At 75.0% G+C, this 18,796-nt stretch carries 17 protein-coding genes; 6 read left to right on the top strand and 11 right to left on the bottom strand.

From position 1 onward, the window contains the following. Positions 1 to 147: 147 nt before the first annotated feature. The 5 genes from purM to PH190_RS29710 form a co-directional block, all read right to left on the bottom strand. Positions 148 to 1,251 carry a phosphoribosylformylglycinamidine cyclo-ligase gene (gene purM, locus PH190_RS29730; protein WP_274235156.1) on the bottom strand — a complete coding sequence of 368 codons (1,104 nt, stop codon included), beginning with the start codon at positions 1,249 to 1,251 and terminating at the stop codon, positions 148 to 150. 46 nt (positions 1,252 to 1,297) lie between these two features. Next, positions 1,298 to 2,854, bottom strand: a complete 1,557-nt coding sequence (gene purF / locus PH190_RS29725; protein WP_420791725.1) for an amidophosphoribosyltransferase — start codon at positions 2,852 to 2,854, stop codon at positions 1,298 to 1,300. Positions 2,855 to 3,110: 256 nt separating this feature from the next. Beyond that, a complete protein-coding gene (locus PH190_RS29720; protein ID WP_274235155.1) occupies positions 3,111 to 5,282 on the bottom strand; it encodes a putative bifunctional diguanylate cyclase/phosphodiesterase in 2,172 nt (723 codons plus the stop codon). After that, a complete protein-coding gene (locus PH190_RS29715; protein WP_274235154.1) occupies positions 5,275 to 6,081 on the bottom strand; it encodes an SAM-dependent methyltransferase in 807 nt (268 codons plus the stop codon). The genes PH190_RS29720 and PH190_RS29715 overlap by 8 nt, the downstream gene beginning before the upstream one ends. Positions 6,082 to 6,156: 75 nt before the next feature. Beyond that, positions 6,157 to 6,558, bottom strand: coding sequence for a sterol carrier family protein (locus tag PH190_RS29710; RefSeq protein WP_274235153.1), 402 nt, complete (start codon positions 6,556 to 6,558; stop codon positions 6,157 to 6,159). A gap of 68 nt (positions 6,559 to 6,626) precedes the next feature. On the opposite strand from PH190_RS29710, the gene PH190_RS29705 reads away from it, so the two are divergent. Further along, positions 6,627 to 7,313: an SGNH/GDSL hydrolase family protein gene (locus PH190_RS29705; protein WP_274235152.1), complete on the top strand. Its 687-nt coding sequence runs from the start codon at positions 6,627 to 6,629 to the stop codon at positions 7,311 to 7,313. Between the two features lie 90 nt (positions 7,314 to 7,403). Here the strand turns inward: PH190_RS29705 and purL are convergent, their stop codons facing one another. Continuing rightward, positions 7,404 to 9,719 (bottom strand): phosphoribosylformylglycinamidine synthase subunit PurL, encoded by a 2,316-nt coding sequence (purL, locus tag PH190_RS29700; protein WP_274235158.1) that lies wholly within the window; start codon positions 9,717 to 9,719, stop codon positions 7,404 to 7,406. 411 nt (positions 9,720 to 10,130) lie between these two features. Here purL and PH190_RS29695 point away from each other — a divergent pair, with 411 nt between their 5' ends. Further along, the gene (locus PH190_RS29695) at positions 10,131 to 10,640 is read left to right on the top strand and encodes a hypothetical protein (protein ID WP_274235151.1); all 510 of its coding nucleotides are present in this window, start codon (positions 10,131 to 10,133) and stop codon (positions 10,638 to 10,640) included. Here the strand turns inward: PH190_RS29695 and purQ are convergent. Together purQ and purS are read right to left on the bottom strand one after the other, a co-directional pair. After that, the gene (gene purQ, locus PH190_RS29690) at positions 10,624 to 11,298 is read right to left on the bottom strand and encodes a phosphoribosylformylglycinamidine synthase subunit PurQ (protein ID WP_274235150.1); all 675 of its coding nucleotides are present in this window, start codon (positions 11,296 to 11,298) and stop codon (positions 10,624 to 10,626) included. The two genes, PH190_RS29695 and purQ, sit on opposite strands and share 17 nt — an antisense overlap. Beyond that, on the bottom strand, positions 11,295 to 11,534 hold the full coding sequence (gene purS / locus PH190_RS29685; RefSeq protein ID WP_274235149.1) for a phosphoribosylformylglycinamidine synthase subunit PurS: 240 nt from the start codon (positions 11,532 to 11,534) through the stop codon (positions 11,295 to 11,297). The genes purQ and purS overlap by 4 nt, the downstream gene beginning before the upstream one ends. A 42-nt stretch (positions 11,535 to 11,576) precedes the next feature. Here purS and PH190_RS29680 point away from each other — a divergent pair, with 42 nt between their 5' ends. Beyond that, complete coding sequence (locus tag PH190_RS29680) at positions 11,577 to 12,209, top strand: MBL fold metallo-hydrolase (protein ID WP_274235148.1); 633 nt, start codon at positions 11,577 to 11,579, stop codon at positions 12,207 to 12,209. 1 nt (position 12,210) lies between these two features. On the opposite strand, the gene PH190_RS29675 is transcribed toward PH190_RS29680, so the two are convergent. From PH190_RS29675 to purB, 3 genes are all read right to left on the bottom strand, one after another. Continuing rightward, positions 12,211 to 12,891: a DUF2334 domain-containing protein gene (locus tag PH190_RS29675; protein WP_274235147.1), complete on the bottom strand. Its 681-nt coding sequence runs from the start codon at positions 12,889 to 12,891 to the stop codon at positions 12,211 to 12,213. A gap of 96 nt (positions 12,892 to 12,987) precedes the next feature. Further along, positions 12,988 to 13,887 carry a phosphoribosylaminoimidazolesuccinocarboxamide synthase gene (locus PH190_RS29670; RefSeq protein WP_274235146.1) on the bottom strand — a complete coding sequence of 300 codons (900 nt, stop codon included), beginning with the start codon at positions 13,885 to 13,887 and terminating at the stop codon, positions 12,988 to 12,990. An 11-nt stretch (positions 13,888 to 13,898) separates the two neighbouring features. Next, complete coding sequence (gene purB / locus PH190_RS29665; protein WP_274235145.1) at positions 13,899 to 15,329, bottom strand: adenylosuccinate lyase; 1,431 nt, start codon at positions 15,327 to 15,329, stop codon at positions 13,899 to 13,901. A 106-nt stretch (positions 15,330 to 15,435) separates the two neighbouring features. Here purB and PH190_RS29660 point away from each other — a divergent pair, with 106 nt between their 5' ends. The 3 genes from PH190_RS29660 to PH190_RS29650 are packed head-to-tail and all read left to right on the top strand — an operon-like array spanning position 15,436 to position 18,790. Continuing rightward, positions 15,436 to 16,641 (top strand): PP2C family protein-serine/threonine phosphatase, encoded by a 1,206-nt coding sequence (locus PH190_RS29660; RefSeq protein WP_274235144.1) that lies wholly within the window; start codon positions 15,436 to 15,438, stop codon positions 16,639 to 16,641. Beyond that, on the top strand, positions 16,638 to 18,356 hold the full coding sequence (locus PH190_RS29655) for a sensor histidine kinase (protein ID WP_274235143.1): 1,719 nt from the start codon (positions 16,638 to 16,640) through the stop codon (positions 18,354 to 18,356). The genes PH190_RS29660 and PH190_RS29655 overlap by 4 nt, the downstream gene beginning before the upstream one ends. Continuing rightward, a complete protein-coding gene (locus PH190_RS29650) occupies positions 18,353 to 18,790 on the top strand; it encodes a response regulator (RefSeq protein ID WP_274235142.1) in 438 nt (145 codons plus the stop codon). The genes PH190_RS29655 and PH190_RS29650 overlap by 4 nt, the downstream gene beginning before the upstream one ends. The last annotated feature ends 6 nt before the right edge of the window (positions 18,791 to 18,796 follow it).

Here is an 18,796-nt window from a genome sequence, read left to right as displayed (position 1 = left end):
TCCGCTGCCTCCCACGCAGCCAAGGTGACCCTCGCTCCACCCTGGACGGCACCAGGCACGGCGGGGTGACCGAGCGAGGGCGTCGTCCGCTGCCTCCCACGCAGCCAAGGTGACCCTCGCTCCACCCGGGACGGCACCAGCCGCCGGTCAGAACCTCGGGTGGTCGCCGCGCAGGATCGCGTGGCCGCCGTCGGCGGGCGCCTCGTCGGCGTCCGTCGTCGCGCGGACCTCCCCCAGCACCCAGGACGGCACGTGCTTGGCGGTCAGCACCGCCATGGCCCGGTCGACGTCCTCGGGCGGCAGGACCACGACCATGCCGACGCCCATGTTGAAGGTCCGCTCCATCTCCTCGCGGGTGACGCGGCCCCGCGCGGCGATCAGCTTGAACACCGGCGCCGGGGTCCACGTCGTGCGGTCGAGCTCTGCGGTCAGACCCGCCGGCACGACGCGGGCGAGGTTGGCGCACAGCCCTCCGCCGGTGACGTGTGCGAACGTGCGGACGTCGGTCTCGGCGGCGACGGCGAGGCAGTCGCGGGCGTAGATGCGGGTTGGCTCGAGGAGCTCGTCGCCGAGCGTCCGGCCGAACTCCTCGACGTGGCCGTCGAGCGACATCCGCCCGATCTCGAGCAGCACCTGGCGCGCGAGCGAGTAGCCGTTGGAGTGCAGGCCCGACGACGCCATGGCGACGACGGTGTCGCCGGGGCGCACGCGGTCCGGCCCGAGCATGGCGTCGGCCTCGACGACCCCGACACCGGTGGCGGAGATGTCGTAGTGGTGGGGCTCCATGACCCCGGGGTGCTCGGCGGTCTCCCCGCCGAGCAGGGCGCAGCCCGCGAGCCGGCAGCCTTCGGCGACGCCCGAGACGATCTTCTCGACCTTCTCCGGGACGAGCTTCCCGATCGCCAGGTAGTCCTGGAGGAACAGCGGCTCGGCCCCGCACACCACGAGGTCGTCGACGACCATCGCGACGAGGTCGCGGCCCACGGTGTCGTGCCGGTCGGCGGCCTGCGCGACGGCGAGCTTGGTGCCGACGCCGTCGGTGGACGCGGCCAGCACCGGCTCGCGGTACTTGCCGGTGCGCAGCGCGAACAGCCCGGCGAACCCGCCGATGCCGCCGAGCACCTCGGGACGCGACGTCGACTTCGCGAGCGGCTTGAGCCGGTCGACCGCGCGCTCCCCGGCCTCCACGTCCACCCCGGCCGCGGCGTAGCTGGCGTGCGGGCCGTCGTGCCCGGGGGAGGCGTCGGTCATCGGTGGGGTTCCTCGCGGGGACGGGGTCGGTGGCGGGGCGGGACCGTCAGGGACGGCTCAGGGCGTCCTCGGCACCGTATCCCGGGGTGCCCAGCGACAGCCCGGCCCCGTTCACCCGACCGGTGTGCACCACCGGCCCGCCGGCGTCCCCGCCGTCGCCGCAGCTCGCGCCCGTGACGTCCTCGAGCAGGTGCTTGCCGACCATCGCGTCCTTTGGCAGCGCGATCGGATACTCGCCGGAGAAGCACGCCGTGCACAGCCGCGAGCGCGGCTGGTCGGTGGCCGCGACGAGGCCTTCCTGCGAGATGTAGCCCAGGCTGTCGGCACCGACCGAGCGGCGCACGCCCTCGTCGTCGAGACCGTTGGCGATGAGCTCGGCCCGCGAGGCGAAGTCGATGCCGTAGAAGCAGGGCCAGCGCACCGGCGGGCTCGCGATCCGCACGTGCACCTCGACCGCGCCGGCCTCGCGCAGCATCCGCACCAGCGAGCGCTGGGTGTTGCCGCGGACGATCGAGTCGTCGACGACGACGAGGCGCTTGCCCCGGATGATCTCGCGCAGCGGGTTGAGCTTGAGCCGGATGCCCAGCTGGCGGATGGTCTGCGAGGGCTGGATGAACGTCCGGCCCACGTAGGCGTTCTTGACCAGGCCCTGGCCGTAGGGGATGCCCGAGGCCTCGGCGTAGCCGATCGCGGCGGGCGTGCCCGACTCGGGCACCGGGATCACGAGGTCGGCCTCGGCCGGGTGCTCCCCGGCGAGCCGGCGCCCGATCTCGACGCGCGCGGAGTGCACCCCGCGGCCGGCGATCGTCGTGTCGGGCCGGGCGAGGTAGACGTACTCGAAGATGCACCCCTTGGGCTCCGGCGCGGCGAAGCGGGAGCTGCGCAGGCCCTCGGCGTCGATGGCGATGAGCTCGCCGGGCTCCACCTCGCGGACGAACGACGCGCCGACGATGTCGAGCGCCGCGGTCTCCGAGGCCGCGACCCAGCCGCGGTCGAGCCGGCCGAGCACCAGCGGGCGGACGCCGTGGCGGTCGCGGGCGGCGTAGAGCGTGGTCTCGTCGCAGAACACGAGGCTGAAGGCGCCCTGGAGGTCGGGCAGCAGGCGCAGCGCCGCCTCCTCGACCCCGAGGTCGGCGGCGGAGTCGGCGAGCAGGCTGGTGACGACGTCCGAGTCGGTGGTCGCGCCGTCGAGGGCGGAGCGGGGACGGCGGTTGCCGGCGCCGTTCGCGTGGCCGTCGCCGGCGTGGCCGTTGCCGACCGCCGGCGCGTCGCGGCGACGGACCAGCTCGGCGGTGTTGACGAGGTTGCCGTTGTGGCCGAGGGCGAGGCCCGTGCCGGCCGCGGTGGTGCGGAACGTCGGCTGGGCGTTCTCCCACGTCGGCGAGCCGGTCGTGGAGTAGCGGGTGTGGCCGACGGCGAGGTGGCCGCGCAGCGAGGACAGCGACTGCTCGTCGAAGACCTGGCTGACCAGCCCGAGGTCCTTGAAGACCACGATCTGCCGGCCGTCGCTCACCGCCATCCCGGCGGCCTCCTGGCCGCGGTGCTGCAGCGCGAAGAGGCCGAAGTAGGTGAGCTTCGAGACCTCCTCGCCGGGCGCCCACACGCCGAAGACGCCGCACTCCTCCTTGGGGCCCTCGTCGAACGCGGGTGGCGCGGGAGGGGGATCAGGAGGGGAAGTGGTTGACGTGGGCCGTGGATCGTTTCCGGCTGGGTCCACCGGGACGGCTCCTTGTCGACGGTGTGCCACGAGTCGTGCCGCTGGCCAGCCTACGCGCCCCTCCGGGTCCGTAGGGCGGCTCGGGGCCGGACGCGCCGTGACGCCGGTCCCCCGCGTGGCGAGCGGAGATCCGCTCGTGGGGTCACGCCCCGAGCAGGTCGCCGGGGCGCGGGCCGAGGGGCGTGCCCCGGCGCAGCATGCGGGCGATGTCCGCCGAGGGCAGCGCGGGCGCGAACAGCCACCCCTGCCCCTCGTCGCAGCCCAGGGTGCGCAGCCGCGCGGCCTGGGCGGCGGTCTCGACGCCCTCGGCGGTGACGGTGAGGTCGAGGGCGTGCCCGAGCGCCACGAGGGTGCCGACGATCCGCTCGTCCACCTCGTCGGAGAGCTCCTCCTCGCGCAGCCCCTCGCCGAACGAGCCGTCGAGCTTGATGACGTCGAGGGGGAGCTTGCGCAGGTAGGAGAGGTTGGAGTAGCCGGTGCCGAAGTCGTCGACGGCGATGCGCACGCCCATGGCGCGCAGCCCGTCGAGGGCCTTGAGCGGGGCGCCCTCGTCGATGGTGAGCGCCCGCTCGGTGAGCTCGACCTGCAGGCGGTCCGACGGCAGCCCGGTGCGGTCGAGCAGCGCGGCGACCTCGGCGACCAGGCCCGGCTCCTGGAGCTGGCGCGGCGCCACGTTGACGCTGACGAACGGCGCGGCGGGGCCGAACTCCTCGTACCAGGCGCGCGCGTCGCGGCAGGCGTGCTCGAGCACCTGGCGGCCCAGCGCGACGATGATCCCGGTCTCCTCGGCCGGCCCGATGAACAGCTGCGGCGAGAGCACGCCGAGCCGCGGGTGCTGCCAGCGCACGAGCGCCTCGACGCCGCGGACGCGCTGGTCGGCGAGGGACACCAGCGGCTGGTAGAGCACGAAGAACTCGTCGTGGGCCACCGCCGACGGTAGCGCCGCCGACAGCGTGAACCGCGCGGTCTCGGCCTCGTCGCGCGAGGGGTCGTGGACGGCCCAGCGCCCGCGGCCCTCGTTCTTCGCCGTGTAGAGCGTGATGTCCGCGGCGCGCATCAGCTCCGACGCCGTGGTCTCGGTGACCGCCTGCTCGACGACCCCGATGCTCGCGCCGACCACGAGCTCCTGCCCGGCCAGGCGCAGGGGCGTCGCGAGGGCGGCGAGGAGCCGGTCGGCGAGCTCGACGAGGCGGTCGACGCCGTGGGAGTCCTCGACCAGCACGACGAACTCGTCGCCGCCGGTGCGGGCGACCAGCTCGCCGTCGGTGACGCACGCCGCGAGCCGGCGGGCCACCTCCTGGAGCATGGTGTCGCCGACGCCGTGCCCGAGGCTGTCGTTGATGGTCTTGAAGCCGTCGAGGTCGAGGAAGCAGACACCGACCCGGCGATCCGTGTCCGGCCCGGCCTCGGCGAAGACGTGTTCGAGGCGCTCGGTGAACCGCGTGCGGTTGGCCAGCGTGGTCAGCGGATCGTGGTAGGCCTGGTAGGCCAGGTGCTCCTGGAGGCGGTGGCGTTCGGTGGCGTCCTCGAGCATCGCGAGCTGGTAGGCGGGGCGGCCCTCCCCGTCGCGCACCAGCGACAGCGTCAGGTGCCCGATGATCTCCTCGCCCGTGCGCCGGAAGAAGCGCTTCTCGAGGCGGAAGTTGTCGATCTCCCCGCGCAGCAGGCGCTCGTAGAGCCGCCACACCGAGGGTGCGTCGTCGGGGTGGGTGAGGTCACCGACGGTGAGACGCCGGAAGTCGTCGGCGGTGTGCCCGAACATGCGCGTCATGGCCGGGTTGACCTCGAGGATCCGGCCCTCCATGTCGCCGAGCCCGATGCCGATCGCGGCCTCGTGGAACATCGCGCGGAACCGGGCCTCGCTCGCGTGCAGGGCCTTCTCGGTGTGGTGACGCGCGGCGAGCACGGCGCGCCGTATCGCCTCCTGCTCGTCGAGCGTGCGGTCGCGCAGCGCCTCGGCGTAGCCGGCGGCGAGCGTGCCGGTGAGCGACTGCACGGCGGGCAGGACCGCGTCGCCCCACACCGCGGGCAGCCGTCGGGCCAGCAGCAGCACGGTGCGCTCGAGGGTCGCCGGGCCCGTGAAGTGGGCGGCGACGAGGCGCCGGCCGACCTCGGCGCCGACCTCGGGCCGCGGCGGGTCGGCCAGCACGCCGTCGACGACGAGCCCGGCGAGCGCGCGCAGGTGCGCCTGCAGCTCGTCGGCGGCCATCGGGACGTAGCTGGTCCCCTCGACCTCGGCGGCCCAGGCCGCGGCGAGCGCGTCGACGGGGTCGTCGAGACCGTCGGCGTCGAGGGGCGCCCCGGGCTCAGTCACGACGACCCACGGCGGCGTAGCCGGTGAAGCGTTCGGGGTGTGCGGGCGCGGCGGCCGGGTCGTCCGGGCGCCACTCGGGCAGGAACACGATGCCGGGCTCCTCGAGGGTGAAGCCGTGCAGCAGCGCGGCCACCTCGTCGCGCGAGCGCATCGTCATCGGTGTGGCGGTGCGCCGGTAGAGCGACTGGTGCTCGTCGGCGCGGTCCGGGGCACCGTCGGCGCTGGCGTGGCTGACGACGAGGAAGCTGCCCGGGGCCATCGCCTCGCGGTAGCGCCCGAGGACCTCGGCGGGCCGGCGCTCGTCGCCGACGAAGTGCAGCAGCGCCACCACGAGCACGCCGACCGGCCGGGACAGGTCGAGCAGCGAGCGCGTCACGGGGTCGTCGAGGATCGCGGACACGTCGGTGAAGTCGGCCTGCACGACGCCGGTGCGCGGGTCGTCGGCGAGGATCGCGCGCGAGTGGGCGACGGCCACGGGGTCGATGTCGACGTAGACCACGTGCGCGTCGGGGTCGGCCGCCTGGGCGACCTCGTGGACGTTGCCGACGGTCGGGATGCCCGACCCGATGTCGAGGAACTGGTCGATGCCCTGCGCCACGAGGTGGCGCACCGCCCGGCGCAGGAACGCCCGGTTGGCCTGCATGATGCGTGGCAGCTCGGGCCAGTCGGCGACGGCGCGGGCGGCCATCGCCCGGTCGACCGCGAAGTTGTGGAGACCACCGAGGTAGTGGTCGTAGACCCGGGCGGCGCTCGGTCGGTCGATGTCGACCTCGTCGGGAGCCCAGCTCGGCCGCTGCACCCGGCCTCCCTCCGCATCCACCTGCCGTCCGTCACGTTCCGGTGATGGTCATGGTACGGGCGCAACCGGGACGGATCAGCCGTTCTCACACGTTCGATGCACATCCACCACCGGGAGCCATCGCGAGATCTCGGTCGCGCGATGGCCCGACGCCGACACCCGGTCGGCGGCGGCGTCCCACGTGAGTACCCCGAGGGCGAGCCCGAGCCACGTCGCCGCGTCGGTCTCGACGACGTTGGGCGGGGTGCCGCGGGTGTGGCGCGGCCCTTCGACGCACTGCACAGCGCCGAACGGCGGAACGCGAACCTCGACGCTGTGGCCGGGCGCGGTGTGCTCCAGCGTGCGCAGCGACGAGCGGACCGCCGCGGCCAGCAGCGGGCGCGCCGGGCGCTCGTGGCCCTCGGGGTCGCGGACCCAGTCGGCGACCGCGAGCAGGTCCGCGCGCACCTGTGCGGGGTCAGGGGCTCGCTTGGGCACGGTGGCCGAGGGTAGTCGGCGCCGTCGGTCGGCGAGGCGGCTTGGGCGCGACGGGCTAGCGTGATCGCGTGCCGCGCGCCCGCCTGCTCGTCCTCGCCGGGGTCCTCGGCGTCGTGGCCTGGCAGGCGCGCCGCCTGTGGATCGCCACGACGATGGACACCGACCACGCGGCCTACTGGCGCCGCCGCCGCCGCAGCCCGGGCGACGTGCTGCTCGTGGCGCTCGGCGACTCGCTCGCCCAGGGCCTGGGCGCCGTGCACCCCGAGCGCTCCTGGGCCGGGCGGCTGGCCGACGCGATCGAGGCGCGCGAGGACGTCCGGGTGCGGGTGGTGAACCTCGGCGTCGTCGGGGCGACGGTGGCCGACGTCCTCGCCGAGCAGCTGCCCTCGGTGCCCGAGGGCTGGGACGGCACGGACGCCGTCGTCGCGCTCGCGATCGGCACCAACGACGCCGCGCAGGACACGCCCGTCGAGGACTTCCGCCGCGACCTCGACACGGTGTGCGCCGCGCTGCCGCCCGGCGCGCTCGTCGCCGACGTGCCCGACCTCCAGCGCGGCGTGGTGCAGCGGCGCGGGCGGGTGCTGTCGGCGGTCGCGCGCGAGGTGATCGCCGCCCACCCGCGCCTGCGCCCCGTCGCGCTCGAGGCGGCGACGCACGACATCAACCGCCTGCTCGACAGCGGCCCCGACCTCGCCCACCCCAACGGCCGCGGCTACCGGCGCTACGGGCGCGCCTTCGTCGCCGCGCTCCCCTAGCCGACCCCGGTACCCAGCCGACCTGGAGAGCAGCCAACGCGCCGTTCGCTGCTTCTAGCGCAACGAACAGCGCGTTCGCTGCCAACCAGGTCAGTCCAGGGCCGCCGGCAGGGTCGCCTCCCACAGCGACCGGAGCTCGGCGAGCGGGAGGTCGTCGACCCCCTCGATCGCGACCGCGTCCCCGCCGACCTCGCCCAACCGGGCCGCCGGCTGGCCGGCGTCGGCGCAGCGGCGGGCGAGCTCGGCCTCGTCGCCCGGGGCCACGGTGACGAGCATCCGCGCGCCGGACTCGGAGAACAGCACGGTGGCGGCGTCGAGACCCCGCGGGCCCGACGGCAGGGCCACCCGCGCCCCCCGCCCGGTGCCCAGCGCGGCCTCGACGAGCGCCTGCGCGAGCCCGCCGTCGGAGAGGTCGTGGGCCCCGGAGAGCAGGCCCTCGGAGGCGGCGCCCGCGACGAGCGCGGCGAGCCGGGCCTCCGCGGCCAGGTCGACCTGCGGGGGCCGCCCGCCCAGGTGGTCGTGCACGACGCCCGCCCACGCCGAGCCGTCGAGCTCGTCGCGGGTCTCGCCGAGCAGCCACACCGCGTGGCCCTCGGGCCCGAGCCCGTGCGGCACCGCGCGCGTCACGTCGGACAGGATGCCCAGCACCCCGACCACCGGTGTCGGCAGGATCGCCGTGCTGCCGGTCTGGTTGTAGAAGCTGACGTTGCCGCCGGTGACCGGGAGCCCCAGCGCCGCGCAGCCCTCGGCCATGCCCGCGACCGCCTCGGCGAACTGCCACATCACCGCCGGGTCCTCGGGCGAGCCGAAGTTCAGGCAGTCGGTCACCGCCACCGGCACCGCGCCCGAGGACGCGACGTTGCGCACGGACTCGGCGAGGGCGAGCTGCGCGCCGGCCCGCGGATCGAGCTGGCAGAAACGCCCGTTGGCGTCGATGGAGATCGCCACGCCACGCCCGGTCTCCTCGTCGACGCGCACCACGCCGGCGTCCGCCGGGGTCGCGGACGTGGTGTTGCCGCGCACGTAGCGGTCGTACTGCTCGGTGACCCAGGCGCGCGAGGCCAGCGCGGGCGAGGCGACGAGGCCGCGGACCTGCTCGGCGATCTCGCCGGGCGTCGAGGGCCGCGGGCGACCGGCCACGGTGTCGGCCTGCAGCGCATCCTGCCACTCGGGGCGGGCGTAGGGCCGCTCGTAGACCGGGCCGTCGTGGGCGACGGTGCGCGGCGGCACGTCGACGACGGTCGCGCCGTGGTGGGTGATCCGCAGGCGGTCGCCGTCGGTGACCTCGCCGATCACCGTCGCCGTGACGTCCCAGCGCCGGCAGACCGCCATGAACGCGTCGACGTTCTCCGGGGTCACGACCGCGCACATCCGCTCCTGCGACTCGCTGGAGAGGATCTCGGCAGCGGTCATGTCCGCGGCGCGCAGGGGGACGGCGTCGAGGTCGACGTGCATGCCGCCGTCGCCGGCGCTGGCGAGCTCGGACGTCGCGCAGGACAGGCCGGCGCCGCCGAGGTCCTGGATGCCGACGACCAGCCCGGCACCGAAGAGCTCGAGGCAGCACTCGATGAGCACCTTCTCGGCGAACGGGTCGCCCACCTGCACGCTGGGGAGCTTCTTGCGACTCGGGGCCTGGGTGGGGTCGGCCGCGTCGAACGTCTCGGACGCGAGCACCGACACGCCGCCGATGCCGTCGAGCCCGGTCCGGGCCCCGAAGAGCACGATCTTGTTGCCGGTGCCCGACGCGAAGGCCAGGTGCAGGTCCTCGTGACGCAGCACGCCGACGCACAGGGCGTTGACCAGCGGGTTGCCGGCGTAGGTGGGGTCGAAGACCACCTCGCCGCCGATGTTGGGCAGGCCCAGGCAGTTGCCGTAGAAGCCGACGCCGGAGACGACGCCGGGCAGCACCCGCGCCGTGTCCGGGGCGTCGAGCGGGCCCACCCGCAGCCCGTCCATGACCGCGACCGGTCGCGCGCCCATCGCCATGATGTCCCGGACGATCCCGCCGACGCCGGTGGCCGCGCCCTGGTGCGGCTCGACGTACGACGGGTGGTTGTGCGACTCGATCTTGAAGGTGACGGCCCACCCGTCGCCGACGTCGACCACGCCCGCGTTCTCCCCGATGCCCGCGAGCAGCCGCGCCCGCATGGCCTCGGTGGTGGTCTCGCCGAACCGGCGCAGGTGGACCTTCGACGACTTGTAGGAGCAGTGCTCCGACCACATCACCGAGTACATCGCCAGCTCGGCCTCGGTGGGGCGGCGCCCGAGGATGTCCCGGATGCGCGCGTACTCCTCGTCGCGCAGGCCGAGCGCCGCGTGGGGCTGGGCCTCGTCGGGGGTGCCGGCGGCGCGCTCGACGGTGTCGACGGGAGGAGCCGACGAGGGTGCGGGCGGGGAGGGCTGCACGGGGGTGGGATCGGCCGGGATCGGATCGGCCGGGGTGGGATCGACGGGCGCGGCATCGACGCGGGCCGGACCCTGCGGGACGGTCACCCCGACGAGGGTAGGCGCCCCGCGCGGGTCGCCGTCGGGGCCGTGCGCAGGGCCTCAGCGGGCCGGTCACGCCCGGTCGCTCGCGGTGAGCGCGCCGCTACCCACGACGTGCGGTCGACAAACCCGTGTCGCGTCACGTCACCGGCTCCACCGACCGCTGTACGCCACACGCCCACCGTGTGCACCACCACCCGCGGGAGCGTCCTGGGCCTTTCGCTCGATCGGATGGCCGCTCATGGTTCCGTAGGGTCATTTCGCCGCGACACGGTGTTGGCGTGTCGGGCAATACCCGGGAGTGTCGGACCCTCGATACATCATGGAGCCATGACCACCGCCTCCGTCTCCTCGGCGCCCGGCACCGCGACCGGCGACGACGCCGCCTCGGCGTCCACGCCGGGGGCCGGCGACGTCCTCGCGCAGCTCCCGCTGGTGCTCGACCGGGAGCTGCTCGGGGTCCGCCGTCACGCCCTCGAGCTCGCCGGCCGCGTGCCGCAGAGCGTCCTGCCGCACGTCGACGCGGCCGCCGGGATGCTCGAGTTCCTGGTCCACGACGGCTCCGGCGGCGTCGTCGTGCTCGCGCTGGCGCCCGGTGCCCGTGGCGACACGGTCGTGCCCCTGCTGCCGGCGGCCCAGCCGAGCGAGCCGGGCGGTCGTGACGTGTCGGCGGAGGCGCCGTTCGACGAGGTCGTCGGCGAGGCCGTCGAGGACGTGTCGCGCCTGCTCACCCACGTCGACCGGCCCGACGAGATGCGCGGGATCGTGCTGCACCTCGGCGGGCGGATGCTGCTCGTCTACGCCGACCTCTGGGAGCTGCGCGTCACGCTGCTGCCGTGAGCTGCGAGATCACGGAGGTGAAGAGGCCGAGGCCGTCGGTGCCCGGGCCCGTCAGGGCGTCGATGGCGTGCTCGGGGTGCGGCATGAGGCCGACGACGCGGCCGTCGGCGGAGCTGATGCCGGCGATGTCGCGCAGCGCGCCGTTCGGGGCGGGCTCGGTGTAGCGGAAGACCACGCGGCCCTCGGCCTCGAGCGCGTCGAGGGTGGCCGCGTCGGCGACGTAGCGGCCCTCGCCCGACTTCAGCGGCACCCGGATGTCCTGCCCGACGGTGAAGCCCGAGGTCCACGCCGTGTCGGCCTCCACCCGCAGGCCCACCTCGCGGCAGACGAAGCGCAGCCCGTGGTTGCGGACGAGCGCGCCCGGGAGCAGGCCCGCCTCGCAGAGGATCTGGAAGCCGTTGCAGATGCCGAGCACGGGCATGCCCGCGCGGCCGGCGTCGACGACCGGGCCCATCACCGGCGAGCGGGCCGCGATCGCGCCGGCGCGCAGGTAGTCGCCGTAGGAGAACCCGCCGGGCACGACCACCGCGTCGACGCCTCGCAGGTCGGCGTCGTCGTGCCAGAGCGCCACCGGCTCGCCGCCGGCGTAGCGCACCGCACGCGCCGCGTCGACGTCGTCCAGCGTCCCGGGGAACGTGATGACCCCGATGCGGCTCACGACGGCACCCTCCGCACGACCCACTCCTCGATCACCGGGTTGGCCAGCAGCGACCCGGCGATGCGCTCGAGCTCGGCGTCGTCGACCGAGTCGTCGACCTCCAGCTCGAAGTGCTTGCCCTGCCGCACGTCGGCCACCCCGCTGACCCCGAGGCGGCCCATCGCGCGGGCCACCGCCTGCCCCTGCGGGTCGAGGATCTCGGCCTTGGGGAGCACGTCGACGATCACGCGAGCCACGCCGTCCAGGTTACCGGGGCGGCGGAGGGGAACTCGGGTGGCGTGGAACTCGTGCACCTCGGCCATGCGTGCGTGGTCGCCGACACCGGCTCGGCGCGCATCCTCATCGACCCCGGCGCCTTCTCGTCGGGCTACGAGACCCTCGAGGGCCTCGCCGCGATCCTCGTGACGCACCAGCACTTCGACCACCTGAACCTGGACAAGCTGCCGGCGCTCCTCGGCCAGAACCCGGGCGCCGAGCTGGTCGTCGACCCCGGCACCGCCGAGCAGCTCCGCGAGCGCGACATCCCCCACACCGTCCGCGAGCCCGGCGAGACGTTCAGCGTCGGCGGCGCGCGGGTCGAGGTCGTCGGTGGTGACCACGCGGTGATCCACCCCGACATCCCGGGGATCGCCAACAACGGCTACTGGATCGACGGCAGCGTCCTGCACCCCGGCGACGCGTTCACCGTGCCCGAGCGCACCCCGGACGTCCTGCTGCTGCCGACCGCCGCGCCGTGGCTCAAGGCGTCCGAGGCCGTCGACTACCTGCGCGCGGTCGCTCCGCCGCTCGCGGTGCCGATCCACGAGGCGGTGCTGGCCGACCCCGACCTGCACTACACCCTGTTCTCGAACCTCGCCCCCGAGGGCACCGAGGTGCGGATCGCGCCCCGTGGGGTGTCGTTCACGCCGTGACCTAGGCGGTGATCGACCACTGCTCCGGGTCGCCGGCGGCGCCGCGAGGGCGCGGGGCGCGGCGGGGCAGGAGCTCGGCGGCCCCGAGCGGGGTGGCGCCCGCGGCGAGCGCCCGGTCGACGAGCTCGCCCGCCGTCGCCGCCGGGAGGCCCGCGGGCAGGGCGAGGTGGACGAGGTCCGGCTCCGCGCGGCGGCGGGCCGGGCGGGTGCGACACGGCTCCGGCCCGACGGCGGGGCCCTCCCACGACGTCACGAGCGCGCCGCCGAGACCCAGGCGGTGGACGCCGCCGTCGTCGAGGAGCAGGCCGATGCCGGCCGCCGCGAGCGCGGTCCGGGTGCCGGGCGAGGCGGCCCAGCCCGGCGCCGCGAACCCGTCGACGGCGAGGCCGAGGGCGTCGCGGCTGCGCAGGGCGGCGGTGAGCCGCAGGCCGGCCTCGTGGGCGGGCAGGCGGCGGTAGGGGCGGCCCGGCTCGGCCTCGGGACGCGTGCCGTGCAGCAGCACGGCCTCGCCGAGGCGGCGGCGCGCGGTCGCCCAGGCCGCGACCTCGGGGTGCGGGCGCGGGCCGGCGAGCCACGTCACGGGCACGCGGCGCGCGTCGAGGGCGTCCGCGAGCGCCACGGCGGCGGCCAGCGGCGCGCCGGGCCCGAGACCGGTGACCGAGACGAGCAGGCGGGGACTCACGGAACCCATGAGGCCAGGCGGAGATGCCCGGCGGGCGACCGCCGGGTGAACACCGCGGCTCGGCCCGACGACGGCCACTCGCGCGGGCTCGCACGGTCACATCGCGGGCGGCCACTCCCGGCCGGTCAGGCGCGTGTACGCCTCGATGTAGCGGGCCCGCGTGGCCTCGACGACCTCGTCGGGCAGCGGCGGCGGCGCCTCGCCGGAGTGCCGATCCCAGCCCGAGGCGGGCGAGGTGAGCCACTCGCGGACGTACTGCTTGTCGAAGCTCGGCTGGACCGCGCCCGGCGCGTAGCCCTCGGCCGGCCAGAACCGCGACGAGTCCGGCGTGAGCACCTCGTCACCCAGCACCAGCGCGCCGTCCGGGGAGCGGCCGAACTCGAGCTTGGTGTCGGCGAGGATCAGACCCCGCGAGGCGGCGTACGCGGCGCCGCGGGCGTAGACCGCCAGGGTCTGGTCGCGCAGCGCGCCCGCGAGGTCACGCCCGACGGTCTCCGCGACGACCTCGAAGCTGACGTTCTCGTCGTGCTCGCCCTGGGCGGCCTTCGTCGCGGGCGTGAAGATCGGGGTCGGGAGCACGCTGGCCTCGGTGAGGCCGTCGGGCAGCGGGACGCCGCAGATCGCGCCGTCACGGCGGTAGTCGGCGGTGCCCGAGCCGGCGAGGTAGCCGCGGGCGACGCACTCCACCGGAATCATCTCGAGCCGGCGCACCAGCAGCGCCCGCCCGCGGACCTCGTCGGGGATGCGCTCGTCCCGGGCCGCGATCAGGTGGTGGGCGATGGGCGGTGTCGCGACGTCGGGCCCGCCGAGCAGCTCGAACCAGAACACGCTCATCGCCGTGAGCACGCGGCCCTTGTCGGGGATCGGCGTGGCGAGGACGTGGTCGTACGCCGAGATCCGGTCGGAGGCGACGAGCAGCAGGGTCTCCTCGTCGACCTCGTAGAGGTCCCGGACCTTGCCGGAGGCGAGATGTGAGTAGTCCCCGAGCGACGCCACGGCCGCGCAGGCTAGAGGATCGGCGCCGGCGTGTACGCCGCCGCGTCGGGTCGGTGCGCGACGATCGCGTCCACCTGCCGGGTGATCTCGGCGACCTGGGCGCCGGCGGCCCCGACGAAGGCGCGCGGGTCGCCCACGGCGGCGTCGAGGTCGGCCGACGAGAGCCCGAGGCGGGCGTCGCCGCCGAGGCGGGCGAGCAGGTCGTTGCCCTCGGCGCCCTTCTCGCGCATGTCCAGTGCGACGGCGCGCGCGTGCTCCGAGACGATCTCGTGCCCGGTCTCGCGGCCCACCCCGGCGCGCACGGCGGCCATGAGCACGGCCGTCGTGGCGAGGAAGGGCAGGTAGCGGTCGAGCTCGCGGGCGATGACCGCCGGGTAGGCGCCGAACTCGTCGAGGACGGTCAGGATCGTCTCGAGCAGCCCGTCGATCGCGAAGAACGCGTCGGGCAGGGCGACGCGGCGCACGACCGAGTCGGAGACGTCGCCCTCGTTCCACTGCCCGCCGGCCAGCTCGGCGACCATCGCCGCGTTGCCGCGCAGCACCACCGCGAGGCCGTTGACCCGCTCACAGGAGCGGGTGTTCATCTTGTGCGGCATGGCGCTGGAGCCCACCTGGCCCGGCCGGAAGCCCTCGGTGACCAGCTCCTGGCCGGCCATGAGGCGGATGGTCGTGGCGAGCGACGACGGGCCCGCGGCGAGCTGGACCAGCGCGGAGAGCACGTCGTGGTCCAGCGAGCGGGGGTAGACCTGCCCGACGCTGGTGAGCACCTCGCCGAAGCCCAGGTGCTCGGCGACGCGGCGCTCGAGCCGGGCGAGCTTGTCCTGCGAGCCACCGAGCAGCCCGAGCATGTCCTGCGCGGTGCCGACCGGGCCCTTGATCCCCCGCAGCGGGTAGCGCTCGACCAGCTCGTTCAGCCGCCGGTAGGCGACGAGCGTCTCGTCGGCCGCGCTCGCGAACCTCTTGCCCAGCGTCGTGGCCTGGGCGGCGACGTTGTGGCTGCGCCCGGCCATGACGAGCTCGGCGTGCTCGGAGGCGCGCCGGGCCAGACGGGCGAGCACCGCGACCGTCTTGTCCGCGACGAGGCGCAGCGAGTCGCGGATCTGGAGCTGCTCGACGTTCTCGGTGAGGTCGCGGCTGGTCATGCCCTTGTGGGCGTGCTGGTGGCCCGCGAGCGCGTCGAACTCCTCGATGCGCGCCTTGACGTCGTGGCGGGTCACCCGCTCGCGGGCCGCGATGGACGCCAGGTCGACGCGGTCGACGACCGCGCGGTAATCCTCCAGGACGCCATCGGGTACCTCGACGCCCAGCTCGCGCTGCGCGGTCAGCACCGCGATCCACAGCTCGCGCTCGAGCACGATCTTGCGCTCGGGTGACCACAGCGCGGTCAGCTCCGGGGACGCGTACCGGGCGGCGAGCACGTTGGGGACCGTCGGGGCACTCACTCGGCCGAGCCTACGGGCACGGTCGGCGCACGAGGGGCGGCCGCACCCGGTCGGAGAACGGCGAGCGACTACGGTCGTGGGACCCGTGAGCAGGGAGGGAGGACGCATGGAGCCGGTCGAGCCGGACGCGTCCGCGCCGCTGCGGGTGCTGCTCGTGGAGGACGACGACGCCGACGCCCTCCTCGTCACCGAGCACTTCGCCGACGCCGACCTCGCGGTCGAGCTCGAGCGCGCCGCGTCCCTCGCCGACGCCGAGGCCGTGCTCGACGGGCTCGACGGGGTGGACGGGATGACCGGCCCCGACTGCGTGCTGCTCGACCTCGCCCTCCCCGACGCCCACGGCTTCGAGGGCCTGCGCCGCGTGCTCGCCACCGACGGGCCCGCCGTGCTCGTCCTCACGGGGCGGCGCGACGAGCAGCTCGGCGCCGACGCGGTGGGCGTGGGCGCGCAGGACTACCTGGTCAAGGACGCCGTCGACGGCCCGACGCTCGCCCGCGCCGTGCGCTACGCCGTCGAGCGCCGCCGCAGCGACCGGGTCCGCCGGGCCCTGCGCGACGCCCAGCTGCGTGCCGACGAGAACTCCCGCCTCGAGCGCGGCCTGCTCCCCTCGCCGCTGCTCGACGACCCGGCGGTGCGCATCCTCGCCCGCTACGAGCCGGGCACCGAGCAGACGCTCCTGGGGGGCGACTTCTACGACGTCGTCGAGGACCGGGACGGCCAGCTGCACGCCGTCATCGGCGACGTCTGCGGGCACGGGCCCGACGAGGCCGCGCTCGGGGTCAGCCTGCGCATCGCGTGGCGCACGCTGGTGCTCTCGGGCATCGACCCCGACCGCGTCCTGCCGACGATGCACGAGCTGCTCATCAGCGAGCGCAACCACCCGACGCTGTTCACCACGCTGGCCGCGGCGACGGTCGACCCGACGCGCCAGCGCCTGACGCTGCGCCTGGCCGGCCACCCGCCGCCCGCGCTGGTGGGCGAGGGCGACGACACCCGCCTGCTGTCCACCGAGGCCCTCGGCCTGCCCCTCGGCGTCGGCAACGGGACGACGTGGCGATCGCTGGAGGTCGAGCTCCCGCCCAAGTGGTCGCTGCTGCTCTACACCGACGGGCTCATCGAGGGCCGCCAGCCCTCGGGCGACGTGCTGTGGACCGACGGCCTGCAGGCGCTGCTGCGGGAGGTCACTGCCGGCCCCGTGCCGTGGCGCGACGACCCCGCGACGATGCTGGACGCCGTGATGGAGCGGGTGCGGTCGCTGTCGACGGCCCGGCCCGACGACGTCGCGGCCGTGCTGCTGGTGTCGGACACGTGAGCGCGCCGACGACCGACGCCGCCGGAGCCGTGGCCGAGACCTCCGCGCCCGACCGGCGGGGACCCGCCACCCTCGTCCCGCCGCGCCAGCGGCGACGGAGCGGGCTGGCGCGCTGGTCGCTCCAACGGATCCTCGTGGTCACCGGGGCCGTGGTCGCGGTCCTGCTGGTCGTGGCCGCCGTCGTGGGCGCGACCTCGCTGTCCGCGCTGGACGACCGGCGCACCGCGCTGATCGACCGGCTCGACCCGGCGCTGCTCGCGGCCCAGCGCCTCGACGCGTCCACCGTCGACCAGGAGACCGGGGTCCGCGGCTACGCCCTCGCGCGCACGCCGGACTTCCTCGCGCCCTACGAGCGCGGGCGCGCCGACGAGGCGCAGGCGCTCGCGGCGCTGCGCACCGCGGCCGGCGGGGACCCGGCCATCCTCGCCGACCTCCGCGCCGTCGAGGACGCCCTCGGCCGCTGGCGGGCGGTGTACGCCGAGCCCTCGGTCGCCGCGATCACGCAGGGCGGCGCGCCGCCGTCGGTGGAGCTGGGGCGGGCCGCGTTCGACGAGGTCCGCGCCGCGCTCGAGGTCCAGCGCGAGCGGCTCGCGACCCTGCGCGACGACGCCCGCGACAACCTCGACGGCGCGGCCACCGCGATCGCCGTCGTCGGGGTCGTCACGCTCCTCGGGCTCGCGCTCGGCATCACCGGCCTGCTGCTGTGGCTGCGCCGGGTCGTGGTGGTGCCGACACACCGGCTGGCCGCGGAGGTCCGCCAGGTGGCCGACGGGGAGCTCGAGCACGAGGTCGAGCCCGCCGGGCCCCGCGAGATCACCCAGCTCGGCGAGGACGTCGAGGCGATGCGCCGGCTCATCGTCCGCGAGCTCTCCGACACCGAGCAGGCGCGCCAGGAGCTCGACGCCCGCAGCCGCGACCTGGCGCGCTCCAACTCCGACCTCGAGCAGTTCGCCTACGTCGCCTCGCACGACCTGCAGGAGCCGCTGCGCAAGGTGGCGAGCTTCTGCCAGCTGCTCCAGCGGCGCTACGCCGGGCAGCTCGACGAGCGCGCCGACCAGTACATCGAGTTCGCCACCGACGGCGCCAAGCGCATGCAGGTGCTGATCAACGACCTGCTCGCCTTCTCGCGCGTCGGGCGGCAGGGCGAGCCGATGCGCCCGGTGGAGCTCGGCGAGCTCGTCGACCAGGCCACCGAGAACGTCGCGCGGGCGCTCGAGGAGTCCGGCGGGACCGTCGAGCGCGGCGAGCTCCCGCAGGTGCTCGGGGAGCCGGCCCTGCTCACGACGGTGTTCCAGAACCTGCTGGGCAACTCGCTGAAGTTCCGCGGCGAGGAGCCCCCGCACGTCCGGATCGACGCCGAGCGCGACCCGGACGACGACGGCCGCTGGCTGCTGCGCTTCCGCGACAACGGCATCGGGATCGACGCCGAGTACGCTGAGCGGATCTTCGTCATCTTCCAGCGGCTGCACGCCAAGGACGCCTACCCGGGCACCGGGATCGGGCTGGCGATGTGCCGCAAGATCGTCGAGCGCCACGACGGCTCGATGTGGCTCGAACCCGGCCGCGACGACGACCCGCGTCCGGGGACGACGTTCGTCGTCGCCCTGCCCGTCCTGCCCGGCGCGACCCCTGCCGCGACACCTGCCGCGACCCCTGCCGCGACCACTGCCGCGACTCCCGCGGCGCCCGAGAGCCCCGTGGAGGCCGTCCCGTGACCGACCCCCTGCACGAGATCGACGTGCTGCTCGTCGAGGACGACCCCGGCGACGTCCTCATGACGCAGGAGGCGTTCGAGCACCACAAGCTGCGCAACCAGCTGCACGTCGTCGCCGACGGCGTCGAGGCGCTGTCGTTCCTGCGCCGCGAGGGCGAGTACAGCGACGCGCCGCGCCCCGGGCTGATCCTGCTCGACCTCAACCTGCCCCGGAAGGACGGGCGCGAGGTGCTGGAGGAGGTCAAGAACGACGAGACGCTGCGCAGCATCCCGGTCGTCGTGCTGACCACCTCGCAGGCCGAGGAGGACATCCTGCGCAGCTACAACCTCCACGCCAACGCCTACGTCGCCAAGCCGGTCGACTTCGAGCGGTTCATCGAGGTCATCCGCCAGATCGACGACTTCTTCGTGTCGGTGGTGAAGCTGCCGCGGTGATCGATC

Origin of the sequence: Actinomycetospora straminea, from assembly GCF_028737255.1 — a bacterium.
Taxonomy (GTDB): Bacteria; Actinomycetota; Actinomycetes; order Mycobacteriales; family Pseudonocardiaceae; genus Actinomycetospora; species Actinomycetospora straminea.
Note: the sequence above shows the minus strand (reverse complement) of the source record. Positions and strands in the feature narration are given on the sequence as shown.

What these genes read in the sequence shown, in the direction of transcription:
- PH190_RS29660 (WP_274235144.1), top strand. Translation starts at nt 15,436, where the DNA reads ATGGAGCCGGTCGAGCCGGACGCGTCCGCGCCGCTGCGGGTGCTGCTC.
- purM (WP_274235156.1), bottom strand. Translation starts at nt 1,251, where the DNA reads ATGACCGACGCCTCCCCCGGGCACGACGGCCCGCACGCCAGCTACGCC.
- PH190_RS29695 (WP_274235151.1), top strand. Translation starts at nt 10,131, where the DNA reads ATGACCACCGCCTCCGTCTCCTCGGCGCCCGGCACCGCGACCGGCGAC.